This is a genomic window from Stenotrophomonas sp. YJH_SMC_131 (assembly GCF_059367975.1).
Genome location: NZ_JCAFRJ010000010.1, coordinates 106,687 through 123,839, shown reverse-complemented (window position 1 = coordinate 123,839; position 17,153 = coordinate 106,687). Strand labels below are relative to the sequence as shown.

The 17,153-nt window shown below is 67.4% G+C and carries 14 protein-coding genes and 1 riboswitch; of the genes, 7 read left to right on the top strand and 7 right to left on the bottom strand.

The features are described 5' to 3' along the window. The first annotated feature begins 133 nt into the window (after nt 1-133). Together AC5P56_RS18625 and AC5P56_RS18620 are read left to right on the top strand one after the other, a co-directional pair. Nucleotides 134-2,536, top strand: coding sequence for a ribonucleoside-diphosphate reductase subunit alpha (locus AC5P56_RS18625; RefSeq protein WP_075076407.1), 2,403 nt, complete (start codon nt 134-136; stop codon nt 2,534-2,536). A 144-nt stretch (nt 2,537-2,680) separates the two neighbouring features. Next, nucleotides 2,681-3,700, top strand: coding sequence for a ribonucleotide-diphosphate reductase subunit beta (locus AC5P56_RS18620; RefSeq protein ID WP_005420683.1), 1,020 nt, complete (start codon nt 2,681-2,683; stop codon nt 3,698-3,700). A gap of 123 nt (nt 3,701-3,823) precedes the next feature. Here AC5P56_RS18620 and AC5P56_RS18615 read toward each other — a convergent pair whose 3' ends face one another. Beyond that, the gene (locus AC5P56_RS18615; protein WP_032956621.1) at nt 3,824-4,459 is read right to left on the bottom strand and encodes a LysE family translocator; all 636 of its coding nucleotides are present in this window, start codon (nt 4,457-4,459) and stop codon (nt 3,824-3,826) included. A gap of 152 nt (nt 4,460-4,611) precedes the next feature. Between AC5P56_RS18615 and AC5P56_RS18610 the strand changes: the two genes are divergently transcribed. From AC5P56_RS18610 to AC5P56_RS18600, 3 genes are all read left to right on the top strand, one after another. Beyond that, nucleotides 4,612-5,013 carry an acyl-CoA thioesterase gene (locus AC5P56_RS18610; protein ID WP_004153688.1) on the top strand — a complete coding sequence of 134 codons (402 nt, stop codon included), beginning with the start codon at nt 4,612-4,614 and terminating at the stop codon, nt 5,011-5,013. 56 nt (nt 5,014-5,069) lie between these two features. After that, nucleotides 5,070-5,876 (top strand): NAD-dependent protein deacetylase, encoded by an 807-nt coding sequence (locus tag AC5P56_RS18605; protein WP_014645581.1) that lies wholly within the window; start codon nt 5,070-5,072, stop codon nt 5,874-5,876. 141 nt (nt 5,877-6,017) lie between these two features. Next, entirely contained in the window at nt 6,018-7,118 is a 1,101-nt protein-coding gene (locus AC5P56_RS18600; RefSeq protein ID WP_014645582.1) for an NADH:flavin oxidoreductase/NADH oxidase, read from the top strand. Nucleotides 7,119-7,121: 3 nt separating this feature from the next. Here the strand turns inward: AC5P56_RS18600 and AC5P56_RS18595 are convergent, their stop codons facing one another. After that, nucleotides 7,122-8,033 carry a LysR family transcriptional regulator gene (locus AC5P56_RS18595; protein ID WP_049441881.1) on the bottom strand — a complete coding sequence of 304 codons (912 nt, stop codon included), beginning with the start codon at nt 8,031-8,033 and terminating at the stop codon, nt 7,122-7,124. Nucleotides 8,034-8,147: 114 nt separating this feature from the next. Here AC5P56_RS18595 and purU point away from each other — a divergent pair, with 114 nt between their 5' ends. Beyond that, on the top strand, nt 8,148-8,999 hold the full coding sequence (gene purU / locus AC5P56_RS18590; RefSeq protein WP_005411937.1) for a formyltetrahydrofolate deformylase: 852 nt from the start codon (nt 8,148-8,150) through the stop codon (nt 8,997-8,999). Between the two features lie 52 nt (nt 9,000-9,051). On the opposite strand, the gene pncA is transcribed toward purU, so the two are convergent. From pncA to AC5P56_RS18570, 4 genes are all read right to left on the bottom strand, one after another. After that, a complete protein-coding gene (gene pncA / locus AC5P56_RS18585) occupies nt 9,052-9,678 on the bottom strand; it encodes a bifunctional nicotinamidase/pyrazinamidase (protein ID WP_197574393.1) in 627 nt (208 codons plus the stop codon). Between the two features lie 55 nt (nt 9,679-9,733). Beyond that, on the bottom strand, nt 9,734-10,420 hold the full coding sequence (locus AC5P56_RS18580; RefSeq protein ID WP_428986562.1) for an epoxyqueuosine reductase QueH: 687 nt from the start codon (nt 10,418-10,420) through the stop codon (nt 9,734-9,736). A gap of 161 nt (nt 10,421-10,581) precedes the next feature. Next, a riboswitch (cobalamin riboswitch) is annotated at nt 10,582-10,811 on the bottom strand. A gap of 133 nt (nt 10,812-10,944) precedes the next feature. Then, complete coding sequence (locus AC5P56_RS18575) at nt 10,945-12,354, bottom strand: nicotinate phosphoribosyltransferase (protein ID WP_346601460.1); 1,410 nt, start codon at nt 12,352-12,354, stop codon at nt 10,945-10,947. A 64-nt stretch (nt 12,355-12,418) separates the two neighbouring features. Continuing rightward, entirely contained in the window at nt 12,419-13,468 is a 1,050-nt protein-coding gene (locus AC5P56_RS18570; protein ID WP_049441807.1) for a bifunctional nicotinamide-nucleotide adenylyltransferase/Nudix hydroxylase, read from the bottom strand. Between the two features lie 193 nt (nt 13,469-13,661). On the opposite strand from AC5P56_RS18570, the gene AC5P56_RS18565 reads away from it, so the two are divergent. Further along, complete coding sequence (locus tag AC5P56_RS18565) at nt 13,662-15,554, top strand: patatin-like phospholipase family protein (protein ID WP_262225364.1); 1,893 nt, start codon at nt 13,662-13,664, stop codon at nt 15,552-15,554. A gap of 134 nt (nt 15,555-15,688) precedes the next feature. On the opposite strand, the gene AC5P56_RS18560 is transcribed toward AC5P56_RS18565, so the two are convergent. Further along, on the bottom strand, nt 15,689-17,083 hold the full coding sequence (locus tag AC5P56_RS18560) for a helix-turn-helix domain-containing protein (protein WP_181454198.1): 1,395 nt from the start codon (nt 17,081-17,083) through the stop codon (nt 15,689-15,691). Nucleotides 17,084-17,153: the final 70 nt, after the last annotated feature.

The window sequence follows — 17,153 nt, the reverse complement described above, 5'->3', positions numbered from 1 at the left end:
GATCGTCAACGGCAGTGGCAGGCGCAGGGTCTCATCCCCTGCGACGCCGTCCTGCCATCCTGGGCTGTCATGTCCCGGGCCGCGTCACCCGATGCATCGAGCACCCCCAAATCACGCCAAGAGGACACACGCCGTGAGCACCGAATCCAGCGCCACCATCGAGAAGGAAAGCGAATTCCTGTTGACGTCGCCGCCGACGGCCAACGCGATGAGTGTGACCAAGCGCAATGGGACCACCGAACTGGTGGACCTGAACAAGATCGTGCGTGCGGTGCAGCGTTCCTCCGAAGGCCTGCACGCCGTCGACCCGATGCGCGTGGCCACCCGCACCATTTCCGGCCTGTACAACGGTGCCACCACCCGCGAGCTGGACGAACTGTCCATCCGCACCGCCGCCCTGCTGATCGGTGAAGAGCCCGAGTACGGCCGTCTCGCCGCGCGCCTGCTGGCCAACTACATCGCCAAGGAAGTCTCGGGCCAGGAAATCTACGCCTTCTCGCAGTCGGTCAGCCGTGGCCATGAAGTCGGCCTGATCAACGACCGCCTGCTGAACTTCGTGCAGACCAACGCACGCAAGCTCAACGATGCCATCGACATCTCGCTGGACCTGAACTTCGATTACTTCGGCCTGCGTACCCTGTACGACCGTTACCTGCTGCGCCACCCGCACACCCGCAAGGTGATCGAGACCCCGCAGCAGTTCTTCCTGCGCATCGCCAGCGCGCTGAGCGAGGACGTGTCCGAGACCCTGGCGCTGTACAAGCGCATGGGCAACCTGGACTACCTGCCGTCCAGCCCGACCCTGTTCAATTCCGGCACCACCCACGAGCAGCTGTCCTCGTGCTTCCTGCTGGACTCGCCGCAGGACTCGCTGGAATCGATCTATTCCAAGTACGGCGACATCGCCCAGCTGTCGAAGTTCTCCGGCGGCATCGGCGTCAGCTACACCCGCGTGCGTTCGCGTGGTTCGCTGATCAAGTCGACCAACGGCCATTCCAACGGCATCGTGCCGTGGCTGAAGACCATGGATTCGTCGGTGGCCGCAGTGAACCAGGGCGGCAAGCGCAAGGGCGCGGCCTGCGTGTACCTGGAAACCTGGCACGCCGACATCGAGGACTTCCTCGAGCTGCGCGACAACACCGGTGACGAAGCCCGTCGTGCGCACAACCTGAACCTGGCCAACTGGGTGCCGGACCTGTTCATGAAGCGCGTCGAAGCCGACCAGGAATGGTCGCTGTTCGATCCGCGCGTCGTGCCGGAGTTCACCGACCTGTTCGGCGAAGCCTTCGAGCAGGCCTACCTGCAGGCCGAAGCCCAGGGCAAGGCCAACCGCACCATCTCCGCGCGCAAGCTGTATGCCCGCATGATGCGTACCCTGGCCGAGACCGGCAACGGCTGGATGACCTTCAAGGACAAGTGCAACCGCGCCAGCAACCAGACCCTGCGCCCGGGCAACGTGATCCACCTGTCCAACCTGTGCACCGAAATCCTGGAAGTCACTTCCAACGATGAAACCGCCGTGTGCAACCTGGGTTCGATCAACCTGGGCAACCACTTCGACGAGCACAACGAGTTCGACTTCGACAAGCTGGCCGAGACCGTTCGCCTGGCCGTGCGCCAGCTCGACCGCGTCATCGACCTGAACTTCTACCCGATCGAAACCGCCCGCCGCGCCAACCTGCGCTGGCGTCCGGTCGGCCTGGGCTGCATGGGCCTGCAGGACGTGTTCTTCCGCAAGCGCCTGCCGTTCGACAGCGCCGAAGCCCGCGCCCTGTCGAAGAAGATTGCCGAAGCGATCTACTTCCACGCGCTGGAAACCTCCTGCGAGCTGGCCCAGGAACGTGGCAAGCACCCGTCGTTCAACGACACCCGTGCCGCCGGTGGCGAACTGCAGTTCGACGCCTGGAACGTGGTGCCGGAAGACACCGCGCGCTGGGATGCCCTGCGCGCCCGCATCAAGGAACACGGCCTGCGCAACTCGCTGATGATCGCGATCGCCCCGACCGCGACCATCGCCTCGATCGCCGGCTGCTACGAGTGCGTCGAGCCGCAGGTGTCCAACCTGTTCAAGCGCGAGACCCTGTCCGGTGACTTCCTGCAGGTCAACCGCTACCTGGTCAACGAGCTGAAGAAGCTGGGCCTGTGGACCGCCGACATGCGCGATGCCATCAAGCTGGCCGAAGGCTCCATCGCCGGCGTGGCGCAGATTCCGGAAACGCTGCGCGAGGTCTACCGCACCGCGTGGGAACTGCCGATGCGTTCGCTGATCGACATGGCCGCCGAGCGTGGCGCCTTCATCGACCAGTCGGCCTCGCTCAACCTGTTCATGGAAAGCCCGAACATCGGCGCGATGTCCTCCATGTACATGTACGCCTGGAAGCAGGGCATCAAGACCACCTACTACCTGCGTTCGCGCCCGGCCACCAAGATCGCCAAGACCACGGTCAGCGCTGCGGCCCCGGCCAAGGTGTTCAGCCCGGACGAAGCCATCGCCTGCTCGCTGGAAAACCCGGAAGCCTGCGAGGCCTGCCAGTAAGACACCGCGCGGTGGGTGCCGACCGTTGGTCGGCACTCGAACACCTCGCACCTGTAGAGCCGAGCCATGCTCGGCTGCGGAAAAACACCCACGGTAGCGCCGGGCCACGCCCGGCGGCTCACCCAGGAATTCAAGGAAACACCCATGGCCGACAAGCCCAAGCAGATGCTGCTCGATCCCGGTTTTGAACTGACCCTGCGCCCGATGCGCTACCCGCAGTTCTATGACATGTACCGGAATGCGATCAAGAACACCTGGACGGTGGAAGAGATCAACTTCCAGATCGACATCACCGACCTGCACAGCAAGATGTCGCCGGGTGAGCGCCACCTGATCCACCGCCTGGTCGCGTTCTTCGCCACCGGCGATTCGATCGTGTCCAACAACCTGGTGCTGAACCTGTACCAGCACTTGAATGCGCCCGAAGCGCGCATGTACCTGTCGCGCCAGCTGTATGAGGAAGCACTGCACGTGCAGTTCTACCTGACCCTGCTGGACAACTACCTGCCGGATCCGGAAGAGCGCGCCAAGGCGTTCTCGGCGGTGGAGAACATCGACTCGATCAAGAAGAAGGCCGATTTCTGCTTCAAGTGGATCGACTCGATCCAGGACCTGACCCGCATCGAGACCCGCGAACAGCGCCGCCAGTTCCTGCTCAACCAGATCTGCTTTGCCGCCTGCATCGAAGGCCTGTTCTTCTTCGCTGCGTTCGCCTACGTGTACTACTTCCGTTCGCGCGGCCTGCTGCCGGGCCTGGCCTCGGGCACCAACTGGGTGTTCCGCGACGAGAGCGCGCACATGGAGTTTGCGTTCGAATCGGTGCGCGTGGTGCGTGAGGAAGAGCCGGACCTGTTCGACGACGAGATGAAGCAGCAGGTCTACGACATGCTGGCCGAAGCCATCGAATGCGAAGTGCAGTTCGCCGAGGACGTGCTGTCCGGTGGCGTGGCCGGCATCTCGACCCGCGACATGCGCCAGTACCTGCAGCACTGCGCCGACCAGCACTTCGCCAAGCTGGGCATGGAAAAGAAGTACAACGTGCGCAACCCGCTGCCGTTCATGGAACTGCAGGACGTGCAGGAGCTGACCAACTTCTTCGAACGCCGCGTCTCGGCCTACCAGGTCGGCGTTCAGGGCGAAGTCGCCTTCGACATGAACTTCTGATCGAACTGGCCAGGCCTGCCGCAACGAAGAACCCCGGCCAATGCCGGGGTTTCTTGTTTCCGTAGCGTCGAGCCATGCTCGACTGCTGCTCGCAAGAAAGTCGAGCATGGCTCGACTCTACAATCAGCGCCGCCCTTCCACCGCCATGCGCACCGCCAGCCCGGCCAGCACCGTGCCCATCAGCCAGCGCTGCACCATCTGCCAAGTGGGGCGCGCGGCCAGGAAGCCGGCGATGCTGCCGGCGGTCAGCGCGATCATGCCGTTCACGCTGACGCTGACCAGGATCTGGGTGGAGCCCAGCACGATCGACTGCATCAGCACGCTGCCTTCGCCGTCCGGGTGCAGGAACTGCGGCAGCAGCGACAGGTACATCACCGCCACCTTCGGGTTCAGCAGATTGGTCAGGAAGCCCATCGTGAACAGCTTGCGCGGGCTGTCCTGCGGCAGGTCGCGCACCGCGAACGGCGAACGGCCGCCGGGCCTGAGCGCCTGCCAGGCCAGGTACAGCAGGTACAGCGCGCCGCCGATGCGCAGCGCGTCGTAGGCGAACGGCACGGTCATCAGCAGGGCGGTGATGCCCAGTGCCGCACACAGCATGTAGAACACAAAGCCCAGCGCCACCCCGCCCAGCGAGATCAGGCCAGCCATCGGCCCCTGGCAGATCGAGCGCGAGATGACGTAGATCATGTTCGGCCCGGGCGTGAGCACCATGGCCAGCGAAACCAGCGCAAAGGCCAGCAGGTCGGAAGTGGCGGGCATGGGCAGTCCTGGCAGTGGGCGTGGCGCAGTGTAACGCCTGCCGCAGGCGCGGCCTGCGCAGGCACCGCTGCCGGGTGACCGTTGCACGTGCATGCCGATGGCCATCACGCCGGTCGCTTAGAATCCGCAGCACCCCACACCGAAGCACCCCCATGACCCCGATCCCCGAGACCGTGCCGCCCACCGAAGTGCGCATGGCTGAAATCGTCTTCCCCAACCACACCAACCACCTGGGCACCCTGTTCGGTGGCCAGGCATTGGCATGGATGGACAAGGCCGCGTTCCTGGCCGCCGCCCGCTATTCGCGCCGCACCGTGGTGACCGCGCGCAGCGACCAGGTCGACTTCAAGCTGCCGATCCGCATCGGCCAGATGGTGGAAACCATCGGCCGCATCGTCGAAGTCGGCCGCAGCTCGATGAAGGTCGAGGTGGAACTGGTCGCCGAAGACCTGCACAGCGGCGAGCGCAAGCTGTGCACCCGCGGCCACTTCGTGATGATCGCGCTGGACGAGGAAGGCCACCCGATCGCGGTGCCGCCGCTGCCGGCCGCCTGAGACCAGCGGCTGAACCGGTGCTTGCGGGGGCGCTGCGGCGCCCCCATCTGGCAGCCATGACCCCGCCACTGACCGACTTCATCGACCGCGCCGAGCGCCTGTTCGTGCTGACCGGCGCGGGTTGCAGCACCGCCTCGGGCATACCCGATTACCGGGACGCCGACGGCCAGTGGAAACGCACGCCGCCGGTGACCTACCAGGCCTTCATGGGCGAGGCGACCACCCGCCAGCGTTACTGGGCGCGCAGCCTGCTGGGCTGGCCGCGCTTCGGCCTGGCCCGGCCCAACGGCACCCACCAGGCCCTGGCCGCCCTGGAAAGCCGCGGCAAGCTGCAGGTGCTGTTGACCCAGAACGTGGACGGCCTGCACCAGCGCGCCGGCAGCCGCAACGTGATCGACCTGCATGGCCGCCTGGATCTGGTGCGCTGCATGGGCTGCGAGCGCCGCAGTGGCCGCGAGGATTTCCAGCAGCGGCTGCTGGACGCCAATCCCGGCTGGGACGCGCTGGAGGCCGGCATCGCCCCCGACGGTGATGCCGACCTGGAGACCGATTTCTCCACATTCGTGGTGCCCGATTGCCCGCACTGCGGCGGCGTGCTGAAGCCGGACGTGGTGTTCTTCGGCGAGAACGTGCCGCGCGAGCGGGTGGCGGCGGTGCACGATCATCTGCAGCAGGCCGATGCGGTGCTGGTGGTGGGCTCGTCACTGATGGTCTATTCCGGCTTCCGCTTCGTGCAGGCGGCGGCGAAGGCAGGATTGCCGGTGGCGGCGCTGAACCGCGGCCGCACCCGTGCCGACGACCTGCTGTTGTTCAAGGATGAGCGGGACTGCGCTGAAGCCTTGTCCGGTTGGGTGGCGGGCTGAGCCGAGCGTCGGCTCGGCTCTACAAGGGGCTGTTCGGCGCTCGGCGGCATGATCGGCTGCGAAACAGCGATCCATCCAGACGGTTGATCCAGAAGCCGCGCAGCGGTGCAATACACACCCCCTACGTCGTTCATCACCCCCTTGAGCCAGCTGTTTTCGCCGATCTCGTTCGGCCCCCTGACCCTGTCCAACCGCATCGTCATCGCGCCGATGTGCCAGTACTCCGCCGAAGACGGCCGCGCCAGCGACTGGCACGCCATGCACCTGGGCAACCTGGCGCAGTCCGGCGCCGGCCTGTTGATCCTGGAAGCCACCGCGGTCGAGCCGCGCGGCCGCATCAGCTGGGCCGACCTGGGCCTGTGGGATGACGGCACCGAGGCCGCGCTGGCACAGGTGCTGGCCAGCGTCCGCCGCTGGTCGCCGATGCCGCTGGGCATCCAGCTGGGCCATGCCGGCCGCAAGGCATCCACCGCCCGCCCGTGGGACGGGGGTGGCCAGTTGCCGGCCGGCGATGCGCGTGGCTGGGCCACCGTGGCGCCGTCGCCGCTGCCGTTCCATGCCGCCGATCCGGCACCGCAGGAACTGGACGAAGCCGGCATCGCCGAGGTCATCGCCGCCTTCGCTGCCAGTGCGGTGCGCGCCGAGCGCCTGGGCTTCGAGCTGATCGAGCTGCATGCCGCGCACGGTTACCTGCTGCACCAGTTCCTGTCGCCGCTGAGCAACCGCCGCACCGATGGTTACGGTGGGTCGCTGCCGAACCGCCTGCGCCTGCTGGTGGAAGTGTTCGACGCGGTACGCGCGGCGGTGTCCGACAAGGTCGCCGTGGGCGTGCGCATTTCCGCCAGCGACTGGGTCGAGGGTGGCTGGGACCTGGTGCAGAGCGAAGCACTGGCCCAGGTGCTGGACGCGCGCGGCTGCAATTTCCTGCATGTCTCCAGTGGCGGCCTGGACGAGCGCCAGAAGATCACCGTCGGCCCCGGTTACCAGGTGCCGTTCGCGGCGGCGATCAAGGCCAAGGTGCGCATGCCGGTGATCGCCGTGGGCATGATCACCGAACCGGAGCAGGCCGAATCGATCCTGCGCCATCGCCACGCCGATGCCGTGGCCCTGGCGCGCGGCATCCTCTACGACCCGCGCTGGCCGTGGCATGCCGCCGCCGCATTGCGCGACAGCGTGGAACCGGCGCCGCAGTACCTGCGCTGCGAGCCGCGCGATGCGCGCGGCGTGTTCAAGGCGCGCTGAGGCTCACACCCGCCAGGCCGGCGCCATGCCGGCCCGCAGGTGCTCGAACAGCGCGCGGATCTTGGCGGTGAAGTCGCGGCGATCGCTGACGCAGAAATAGACCTCCATCGGCTCCGGACGCCACGTGCTGTCGGCGCCGAACACGGCCTGCAGGCGTCCATCGCGCAGGTAGGGCTCGGCCACGAACGCAGCCAATCGCGTGATGCCGGCACCGGCCGCCGCCAGCGACGCCAGCGCATCGATGTCATCGCAGACCATGCTCGGCGGTAGCACGGCGTCCACACGCTGGCCGTCCTTCAGCAGGCCCCAGCGCAACGGCCGGCCATCGGTGGGGAAGCGGTGCAGCAGCCCGCGATGGCTGCCCAGATCCGATGGTTCCTGCGGGGTGCCATGGGCCTTCAGGTAGGCCGGCGAGGCGCAGAACACGAACGGTACGCGTGCCAGCTGCCGTGCGACCACGCCGTCTTCCAGCTGCGCGCCGATGCGGATGCTGGCATCCACCGCCTCTGGACCATGCTGCACGGCGCGGTCGGTCAGCCGCAGTTCCAGCTGCAGCTGCGGGTAGCGTTGCTGCAGTGACGGCAGCAACGGGGCCAGCACGTGGCGGCCGAACGCGCTGCTGCTGGCGATGCGCAGCGGCCCGGCCGGTTCGATATCACCGGAGGTGACCATCGCCTGCGCGCGCGCCAGGTCGGCCTCGATGTGGCGGACCTGCGCCAGGTACAGCGCGCCGGCCTCGCTGAGCGCCAGCTGGCGCGTACTCCGGTTCAGCAGCCGTACGCCCAGATGCGCTTCCAGCCGGTTGATGTTCTGGCCGACTGCGGTGGCGCTGATGCCAAGGATGCGGGCCGCGGCGGCAATGCTGCCGGTCTCTGCGGTGCGGGTGAAGCTGCGGATCAGTTGCAACAGGTTCATGACCGACCAGCTTGCCACGGTGATGGCCAAGTATCGCTTGGGACTGAACCAAGCGGTTCGGTTGCATCGGTGATCATCCGGCTGCTGGACAGGAAGCTGCCCTACACTGTGGCGATGCGCCCCGATTCCATCCTCACCCTGTCCTGCCCCGACCGTACCGGCATCGTCTACCGCGTGTCCGGCCTGCTGTTCGACCACGGCTGCAACATCCTCGACGCCCAGCAGTTCGGCGATGAGGAAAGCGGCCGCTTCTTCCTGCGCGTGCATTTCGACCGTGACGCCGGCCTGCCGCTGGAGACCGTGCACGCCGCGATGGCCACGCTTGCCGAAGGCTTCGGCATGGACTGGCAGCTGCATGATGGCCGCCGCCGTGCACGCCTGCTGGTGCTGGTCAGCAAGCAGGGGCACTGCCTCAACGACCTGCTGTTCCGCGCCCACAGCGGCCAGCTGAAGGTCGACATTGCCGCGGTGGCCTCCAACCACGCCGACTTCGCGCCATTGGCCGCGTCCTACCAGGTACCGTTCCACCACCTGCCGGTAACCGCCGATACGCGTGCGGTGCAGGAGCAGCAGATCATCGACCTGGTCGAGCGCGAGCGCATCGACCTGGTGGTGCTGGCGCGCTACATGCAGATCCTGTCACCCACGCTGTGCCGCGCGCTGGCCGGCCGTGCGATCAACATCCACCACAGCTTCCTGCCCAGCTTCAAGGGCGCGCAGCCGTACCACCAGGCACACGCGCGCGGGGTCAAGATCATCGGCGCCACCGCGCACTACGTCACCGAGGATCTGGACGAAGGACCGATCATCGAACAGGACGTGGCCCGCGTGGATCACGCCATGGCGCCGCGCGAGCTGGTGCGGCTGGGCAGCGATACCGAATCGCTGGTGCTGGCACGCGCCGTGCGCCGCCATGTGGAGCACCGCATCCTGCTCAACGGGCATCGCACGGTGGTGTTCCGGTAACGCGCTGCCCCTTCCGGGTCAGCCGGGCATGGCCCGGCACTACCGTTGTGGGTCAGGCGGTCGCGATTCCCGCCTTGCCCAGCGCCTCGCGCACCATCGCGTCGTTGGCTTCGGTCACCGGCCGGGTCAGCTCCCACAGGAACTTCACCCGGAAGCCGGACTTCACCGCGTCCTGCGCGCTCCACAGCACGCAGTAATCGCGGGCCAGGCCGCATACGTGCACTTCGCGGATGCGGCGTTCGTGCAGCCAGCCGGCCAGGCCGGTGGCCGGGCGCTCGCCATCGGGGCCGTGGTTCTCGCGGAAGGCGCTGTACGAATCCACCCGTTGGCGCGTGCCCTTGCGCAGGATCAGGTCGGCCACGGTCCAGTCCACGCCCGGGTGCAGCGCGGCACCGGCGCTGCCCTGCACGCAGTGGTCCGGCCACAGCGTCTGCGGCTGCGCGTGCAGCAGGATGGTCTCGAAGGGGCGTTGGCCGGGGTGCTGGCTGGCGAACGAGGCATGGTCGGCCGGGTGCCAGTCCTGGGTCGCCACCACGGTGCGGTAGCGGCGCTGCGCCAACAGATCGGCGATCGGTGCCACCAGCGCATCGCCTTGGTCGCAGGCCAAGGCGCCACCGGGCATGAAGTCCGGCTGCAGGTCGATCACCAGCAGGGCGACATCGGCGGGCAGGGCGGTCATGGCAGGTCCGCTACAACAGAAGGGGCGACCAGCGTGGCCGCCCCATGCCTGCACGTCAATCGCCCTGTGGCGTCCCAGCGTCCTGCCCGTAGTACAGCAGGCCGATCCTGATCCGCTCGCGGCCATTCTCGCGGCGATGGCGGTTGGCATCGCGAAGCGAGTACACGCAGCCGCAGTATTCCTGCTGGTAGAACTGCTCGCGCTTGCTGATCTCGATCATGCGGCTGGCGCCGCCGCCTTTGCGCCAGTTGTAGTCCCAGTACTGCAGGCCTTCATAGCGCGACGCCGCACGGATCCCGCAGTCGTTGATCTGCGCCATGTTCTTCCAGCGCGAGATGCCCAGCGACGAACTGATGGTGTCGTAGCCGTGCTCGTGCGCATACAGCGCGGTGCGCTCGAAACGCATGTCGAAGCACATCGTGCAGCGGATACCGCGTTCGGGTTCGTTTTCCATGCCGCGCGCACGGCTGAACCAGTTGTCGGTGTCGTAGTCGCAGTCGATGAAGGGAATGCCGTGCTGCTCGGCGAAGCGGATGTTCTCCTGCTTGCGCAGCTCGTATTCCTTCACCGGGTGGATGTTGGGGTTGTAGAAGAAGATCGCGTAGTCGATCCCGGAGGCGGTGATCGCCTCCATCACTTCGCCGGAACAGGGCGCGCAGCACGAATGCAGCAGCAGGCGCTTGCCGTCGGCGGGCAGGGTCAGGGTGGGGCGTTGGAACTCGGTCATCGTCAGGTACCGCATGGACCGCCGGCAACGGCGGTGGCCCATGCATCAGTGCGTGGGTGAACGGGTCTGGCCGGATACCGTGAACAGGACGCGCGCGGCCACACCGCCTGCACGCGCAGGACGAGGACGGCCCCGGCAACCTCCCCGCGGAGATTCCAGGTCGAGTCAGGGGACGGTCGTGTCCCCCGGCCGGGGCCGGTATTCGGGCTGATGGACACGGGCCGCAGCCCACCTACTACCCGCCGCTTCCCAGGCGCGAGCCCAGTGCTGTTGGCAGGATTCGTTTCCATTCACCGCTGCGGGGCAGCTCCGGAATGGACGCGCGAGGCGCCTTCACCGGATTCCCGTTTAAATCCCTCCCCGCGCCGCAGCGATGGGAGGGATACCTTCGGCGTGTGCAAGGTGGACCTGTTGGTGGCGCCGGTCAAGAGCGCAGGGGTCAGAACCCGCTACGCTGCAACGGGATCCGACCCCAGCGGAAGGAAGGGGTCGGATCCCGCTGCCACGCAGCGGGCTCTGACCCCGGTCGGGATGCACCTTCAATGCCCCACGGCCGCCCGCGTGCGGATGTCGTCCAGCCGCTGGTCGTGCAGCAGGCGGCCGTTCTCCCACACGGTCACCATTGCGTCCTCGAAGCCGTCCGGCAGGGTGTCGTCGCCGTTGGCCGGCAGTGGCACCGTATGCAGGCTGCCATCGTCCAGGCGGCGCAGCAGGCGCATGCGGCCACGCTTGCTGGCCTTGCCGGCGTCGGTGACCGGATCCTTGTAGACGTCAATCCACCCGCCGTCCACCCGCGCCGCCGAGCACTTCAGTGCGAACTTCTGCGTATCGCGGTCCAGCCGCTGCAGCAGCGCACCGCCCATGCCGAAGGCCACGTTGTCGGCGGCGTAGCCGTCGTCGGTGATGCGTTGCAGGATGGTGCGGATGGTATCCGGGTTGATGCCATCGCCCTGGATCACCCGCACGTGGTTGAGCACGCGGTAGCCCTTGCCGTTGAGGCTGTGGCCGAACGCTTCATCCAGCCGGCGCAGGCTTTCGGCCACCACCTCCACCGGGTCCCCCGAGTCCGGGCGGATGACCAGGGTGGCGCCCGAGGCGATCACTTCATCGCGCAGGGTGGTACCCCAGTGCTCGCTGATGGCGCGGTAGATGTCATAGCTGTCCGATACCACCGCCACGATCGCACCGGGCGTGCCGAACTGGCGCAGCATGTTGCGGTAGGCGTCCACCTCGCGCTCGCGGCCCCAACTGGTGATGGTGCTGTGCTCGGCGGCGGGAATCGAATAGCCGGCCATCGGCGCGTGATAGTGCGCGCGCGCCAGGCACAGCGCCGATACGGTATCGGTGCCGAGGAAGTTGACCAGGTGTGCGGCACCGCCCAGCGCGGCCGATTCCAGGCTCGATACACCGCGCGCGCCGAAGTCATGCAGCTTGAACGGCAGCTGCCCCTGCGGGTCGTCGCTGGTCTGCTGCAGGAACGCGGCAATGGTCTGCCGTGCGTGCCAGCTGATGGTGGCCACGGTGACCGGGTACCACACGCGCAGCAGCAGCGTTTCCAGGTACGACGGCACCCAGAACGCTGCCGGATCGGTCGATTCGATGGTCATCAGCGCCTGGTGGGTAGGCACCACGCTGCCCTCGGGCACGGCGCGGATGCGCACCGGCAGGTGGCCGCCAAGCCGGTCGACGATATCGCGCCAGCCGGCCTCGTTGAACGGTTCGCCATGCGCGGCGAACACCGCAGCAGCGTCGTCGATGTCGGCGTGGGTGACCGGCCGTGCCAGCGCGTCCTTGAGGATCGCCTGCAGGCCGAAGAACACCGTGCGATCGTGCAGGCCGCCACGTGATTCGACGTAGAAGAACGTGGCATCGGTACCCGGCGGGTACTGCAGCCAATGGCTGGCCTTGTAGCTGTCGGTGTTGAGGAGAAGATTATCGAGGTAGTGCATGACGGAAGCTCCTTCGCGTCGGGTGGCACCGGCGGTCTATCCGCCAGTGGGAAAGCCGGGCCGGTCAGCCGCGGCCGAGGAAGTACTCCAGGATGTGCAGGTGGTCTTCGAACAGCTGCGGGCCCATGTCCAGTGCTTCACTCACCGGTATCCAGCGTGCCTTGTCGGCATCGTCGCCACCGCGCACCGGCGGCAGCTCGCCGGCCGGAAACTCGAAGTGGAAACCGTGGGTGATGGTGCGGCCACGCTGGCTGCGGTCCGGGTGGTCGAACACCTGCTGGCCCTTCAGCGACCCCTTCAACACCGGCAACGGAATCTTCAGCCGGGTTTCCTCGCGCAGTTCGCGCAGGCAGCTGTCGAGCAGGCTCTGTTCCTGGCCGACGAAGCCGCCGGGCAATGCCCACAGCCCCTTGCCGGGTTCCGAGCGGCGACGCACCAGCAGCACGTGGCCCGAATGCACCACCACCGCATCGGTGGTGACGAAGGTGGGCGCGTAGGGCGCATCCTTCCAGGCGGCCTTGTACTGTTCGATGAAGCGGTACTCGGCCACCAGCTGGCCATACGCAGGCGCACTCTTGCGGAACGCTTCGAGCATGTCGTACACCGGCGCCGGCACATTGCCACGCAGCATCAGCAGCGCGCCGTGGAAGTCGACGTCGCCGGCCTCGAACAGGTAGCGCCGCAGCTCGGTGGCCGACAGGGTGGCGGTGTGCTGCACGTCCACCAGCGGCCACTGCGGGAACTCGCGCAGGTAGTAGCTGGACGCATCCTTGTCCATGCCGATCAGGCCTACCCTGGCATCGGCGGCGGCACCGTCGTTGCGCAGGGCGTCAGCCACCTGGCGCTGCACGTTGGCGATCCACTGTGCTTCGTTGTACAGGTGGTCACGCAGCGGGCGGATCAGCAGACGGTCGGTGTGGCCGTCGAGGGCCACCTGGATCATCACGGCGCGTTCGGCCACGGTCCAGGGATTGCGGAGGCTGCGGGGGGTATCGGCAGAGCCGACCAGGAAGATCAGCTTGCGGGCCCGGCTCAGGGCCAGGCGGGCAACGGCGGCGTGGCCGTTGTGGAAGGGCTCGAATCGCCCGATGAAGACGAGATAGTCGAATTCCATGAGAATCCCTCATGTCGTTGTGGCAGCCGCGGGTCTGTCCCTTGGCTTGCTGCAGATGCTACGCCGATGGCGGGGCGGGTCAAGCCTGCAGCCGTGCTTTCTGCTGAACGGCGCATTGCGTGCGCGGACTGCGCCGTTGTTCTCAGGCCCTGAGAAGCCCCTGCGCCATACTGCAACCCACGCGGCGGACGGCATGCTCGGGGGCAAGACAGTGGCGGACAAGTACTGCGATCTGGTCATGAAAGGCGGCATCACCAGCGGCATCGTGTACCCCAATGCGGTACTGGCGCTGGCCCGCGAGTATCGCTTCAAGAGCATCGGCGGCACTTCAGCCGGCGCCATTGCGGCAGCGGTGGCGGCTGCAGCGGCCTGTGGCGATCGCCGCCAGCAGGCCGGCGAGCAACTGCCCGGCGACGCCGGCTATGGCGGGCTGTCGGCGGTGTCGGCACAGCTGTCGCGGCGCGGCTTCATCTACAGCCTGTTCCAGCCGGCGCGCGGCGCGCGCGCGGCCTATCGGCTGCTGGTGGTGCTGACCGGCAATGCCCGCCTGCCGCACAAACTGCTGTGCCTGGCCGTTGCGGTATTCGAGATCGCGCCGCTGGAAGTGCTGGTGTCGCTGGCGCTGCTGCTCGGCCTGGGCTGGTGGGGCGGTGGCTGGAGCGGCGTGGCCGCCACGCTGCTGCCATCACTGCTGTGCGCCTACGGTGCGGGTGTGGCCGGTGCCGCGCTGCGGGTCGCGCGGGTGGCGCGTCGCAACCTGCTGGGCCTGTGCAGCGGCCTCAGCCGCGATCCACGCAGGCCGGCGCTGACCGAGTGGTTGCATGAATGCCTGCAGCAGCTGTCCGGCAAGCCGCTGGATGCACCGTTGACCTTCGCCGACCTGCACGATGCGCCGCGCTACGCCGGTGAGCCTGACAGCCCGCATGCGATCAGCCTGCAGATGATCACCACCTGCATCTCACACAATGAGCCGCGCACGCTGCCGCTGGGCGGTGCGCAGTTCTGGTTCCTGCGCGAGGAGTTCGAGCAGCTGTTCCCCGCCAGCGTGGTGCAGTGGCTGGTGAGCCAGGCCGGCCCGCCGCTGGAGGTGGAAGGGCGGCAGTACTACCACCTGCCACAGGGCCCGAAGCTGCCGGTGCTGGTGGCCACGCGCATGAGCCTGAGCTTCCCGCTGCTGATCAGCGCGGTGCCGCTGCATGAACCCTCACGCCGCGAACGACGCTGCGAACCGACCGCCCCCGCAGCCGACCAGGAGCACAACGTTGCCGACAGCATGGAAGGGCTGACCAGTGCCGGGCAGACCTGCGGCCCGGTGATCACCGCCTTCCGCATCTGCTGGTTCTCCGATGGCGGCATCAGCAGCAACTTCCCGATCCATCTGTTCGACGCCGCGCTGCCGCGCTGGCCGACCTTCGCCATCAACCTGGTCTATCCACAGCACGCCGAAGCGGTGAGCCGGGGCAGCGGCGGCCGCCAGGCGCTGGAACATGCGGTGTTCCTGCCCACCGAAAACCGCCACGGCTGGCAACGGCATTACCAGTCCATCGCCACGCCACTGGCCGCAGCCGAGCTGGGTCGTTTCCTGTTCGCGGTGGTGGCGACCATGCAGAACTGGCGCGACCTGCTGCAGGCGCGCGCACCGGGCTACCGCGACCGCATCGTGCACGTCAGCCTGCAGGGCGACGAGGGTGGCATGAACCTGGACATGCCGCAGGACGTGCTGACCCGCATCGCCGACAAGGGCAGTCTGGCCGGTGCGCGCTTCTGTTCGTTCTCGTTCGAGAACCACTACTGGATCCGCTGGCGCAACCTGGCCTCGGCCTACCAGCGCTACACGCTGGAAGTGGCGCGCACCGATGATCCGGCGCAGCAGGTGCTGGCCTACCGCGCGGCGTACGCGATGGTCGCCAGCGGTCAGCCGACGCCACCGTCGTACAAGCTGGGCTCGGAAGACAAACGGCTGGCCTCGCAGCAGTTGTGGGGCTTGATGGTCGAGCAGGGCCGCACCTGGGAGGACCTCGGCCCGGACCTTACCGACGGCGCACCGCGTCCGCTGCCGCAGATGAAGGTGACCCCGATCTACTGAGCCGGTCCTGCGGTCGAATCGGGGTCAGATCCGTTTCCGCAGGAAAACGGATCTGACCCCGCAGTGGTTGCTGCTCTTGCCGGCCAGCGGCCGGCGCTACCACGGGTGCAGGGCGCGGCCCTGCCAAACCCGCCCTATCGCCCCGGCAACTGCGCGAACGCGCGCTGCATGCAGTCCTCGCGCGGGCACACCCGGCACCCCGGGCCGATCGATACCGAATTGCCCGGGCTCTGCACATCCAGCCCCAGTGAATACACCAGGCGTTCGGCATGCTGCAGGTCGCAGCCCAGCGCCACCGCGAAGGTCTTGCGCGGTTGGCCATGGCCGACCGGGCCACTGCTGACCTGCCGCGCCAGCCAGAAATGACGGCGGCCATCGGGCATGCGCGCGGTCTGGGTGAGGATGCGCCCGGGTTGGTTGAACGCCTCGTAGACGATCCACAGCGGGCACGATCCACCCACCTGCGAGAAGTGGAAATCGGTGGCCGAATGGCGCTTTGAGACGTTGCCGGCGCGGTCCACGCGGATGAAGAAGAACGGCAGGCCGGGCGCGCTGCGCCGTGCCAGCGTGCTCAGCCGGTGGCAGACCGCTTCGAAGCCGACGCCGAACTGGTGCGCCAGCAGTTCGATGTCGTAGCTGCTGGTTTCGGCTGCACGCAGGAAGCGCATGTACGGCATCACCAGCGCACCGGCGAAATAGTTGGAGAGACCGATCCGCGCCTGCGCGATGCGTGCCTCATCGGTGAACCCGGCGCGCGCCACCACCGCATCGATCTGCGGCAGGTAGCCGTGCAGGGCCAGCTCGGCCGCCATCTGGAACGCCTGCTGTCCGGGCTCCAGGTAATCGGGCAGCCACAGCCGCCGCGCACCGGCATCGTAGTGCCGCTTTTCGCGCCCGGCCTGCAGTGCGGCCACTTCCACCAGCACGCCATGGCGGTCGGCCAGCAGCTGGCGCAGCCGCGGTGCCACATGCCCGGGCGACAGCCCCCATTCGGCGAACAGCTGCTCGGCCAGCTCGTCCAGCTCGGGAATGTGGTTGTGCATGCGGTTGAAGAACTCGCGCACCTGGTCACCGGCGGGCAGGGTGCTGCCGGCGCCGGGCTCGCCCAGCTGGAACTCCAGTGCGGCCGCGTGCTCGCGCAGCGCCAGGTGACGACGGTGCAGGTCCAACAGCGCGCGGCTGACCTGCGGCAGGTTGCCGGCCAGGGCGCGCAGTTCGGTCGCGCTGACCTCGGCCAGGCCCAGGTCGCGCAGGGTTTCGCCCAGCGCCTCCTGCAGGGCGGCGGGCTCATCGTCATCGAACAGCGAGGAAACGTCGCCCAGCACCTCTCCCAGCTTCTTCTGCACCGCCGGTGTCAGTGGGCGCTTGTTGCGCTCGATCTGGTTCAGGTAGCTGGCCGACAGCCCCAGCGCACGCGCCAGATCGGCCTGGCTGTAGCCGCGCTGCTCGCGCAGCCGCAGCAGGCGCAGGCCGAGTTGCCGCTGGGGAGCTGAATAATTCACAGAATTAACAGGAATCGTGGGGCGCATTGGCCAGATTAAGCGGATTCAGCCCGGAAATCGAGCCGGGTGCTGTGAATAATGCCAAGCATCTTTCGCA

Bases quoted from the DNA above. Each gene is read 5' to 3' on its own strand.
- AC5P56_RS18615 (WP_032956621.1), bottom strand. From the start codon at position 4,459: ATGCCCGCCACTTCCGACCTGCTGGCCTTTGCGCTGGTTTCGCTGGCC.
- purU (WP_005411937.1), top strand. From the start codon at position 8,148: ATGCGCCCCGATTCCATCCTCACCCTGTCCTGCCCCGACCGTACCGGC.
- AC5P56_RS18570 (WP_049441807.1), bottom strand. From the start codon at position 13,468: ATGGAATTCGACTATCTCGTCTTCATCGGGCGATTCGAGCCCTTCCAC.
- pncA (WP_197574393.1), bottom strand. From the start codon at position 9,678: ATGACCGCCCTGCCCGCCGATGTCGCCCTGCTGGTGATCGACCTGCAG.
- AC5P56_RS18580 (WP_428986562.1), bottom strand. From the start codon at position 10,420: ATGCGGTACCTGACGATGACCGAGTTCCAACGCCCCACCCTGACCCTG.
- AC5P56_RS18560 (WP_181454198.1), bottom strand. From the start codon at position 17,083: ATGCGCCCCACGATTCCTGTTAATTCTGTGAATTATTCAGCTCCCCAG.
- AC5P56_RS18595 (WP_049441881.1), bottom strand. From the start codon at position 8,033: ATGAACCTGTTGCAACTGATCCGCAGCTTCACCCGCACCGCAGAGACC.
- AC5P56_RS18565 (WP_262225364.1), top strand. From the start codon at position 13,662: ATGCTCGGGGGCAAGACAGTGGCGGACAAGTACTGCGATCTGGTCATG.
- AC5P56_RS18575 (WP_346601460.1), bottom strand. From the start codon at position 12,354: ATGCACTACCTCGATAATCTTCTCCTCAACACCGACAGCTACAAGGCC.
- AC5P56_RS18605 (WP_014645581.1), top strand. From the start codon at position 5,070: ATGACCCCGCCACTGACCGACTTCATCGACCGCGCCGAGCGCCTGTTC.
- AC5P56_RS18620 (WP_005420683.1), top strand. From the start codon at position 2,681: ATGGCCGACAAGCCCAAGCAGATGCTGCTCGATCCCGGTTTTGAACTG.
- AC5P56_RS18610 (WP_004153688.1), top strand. From the start codon at position 4,612: ATGACCCCGATCCCCGAGACCGTGCCGCCCACCGAAGTGCGCATGGCT.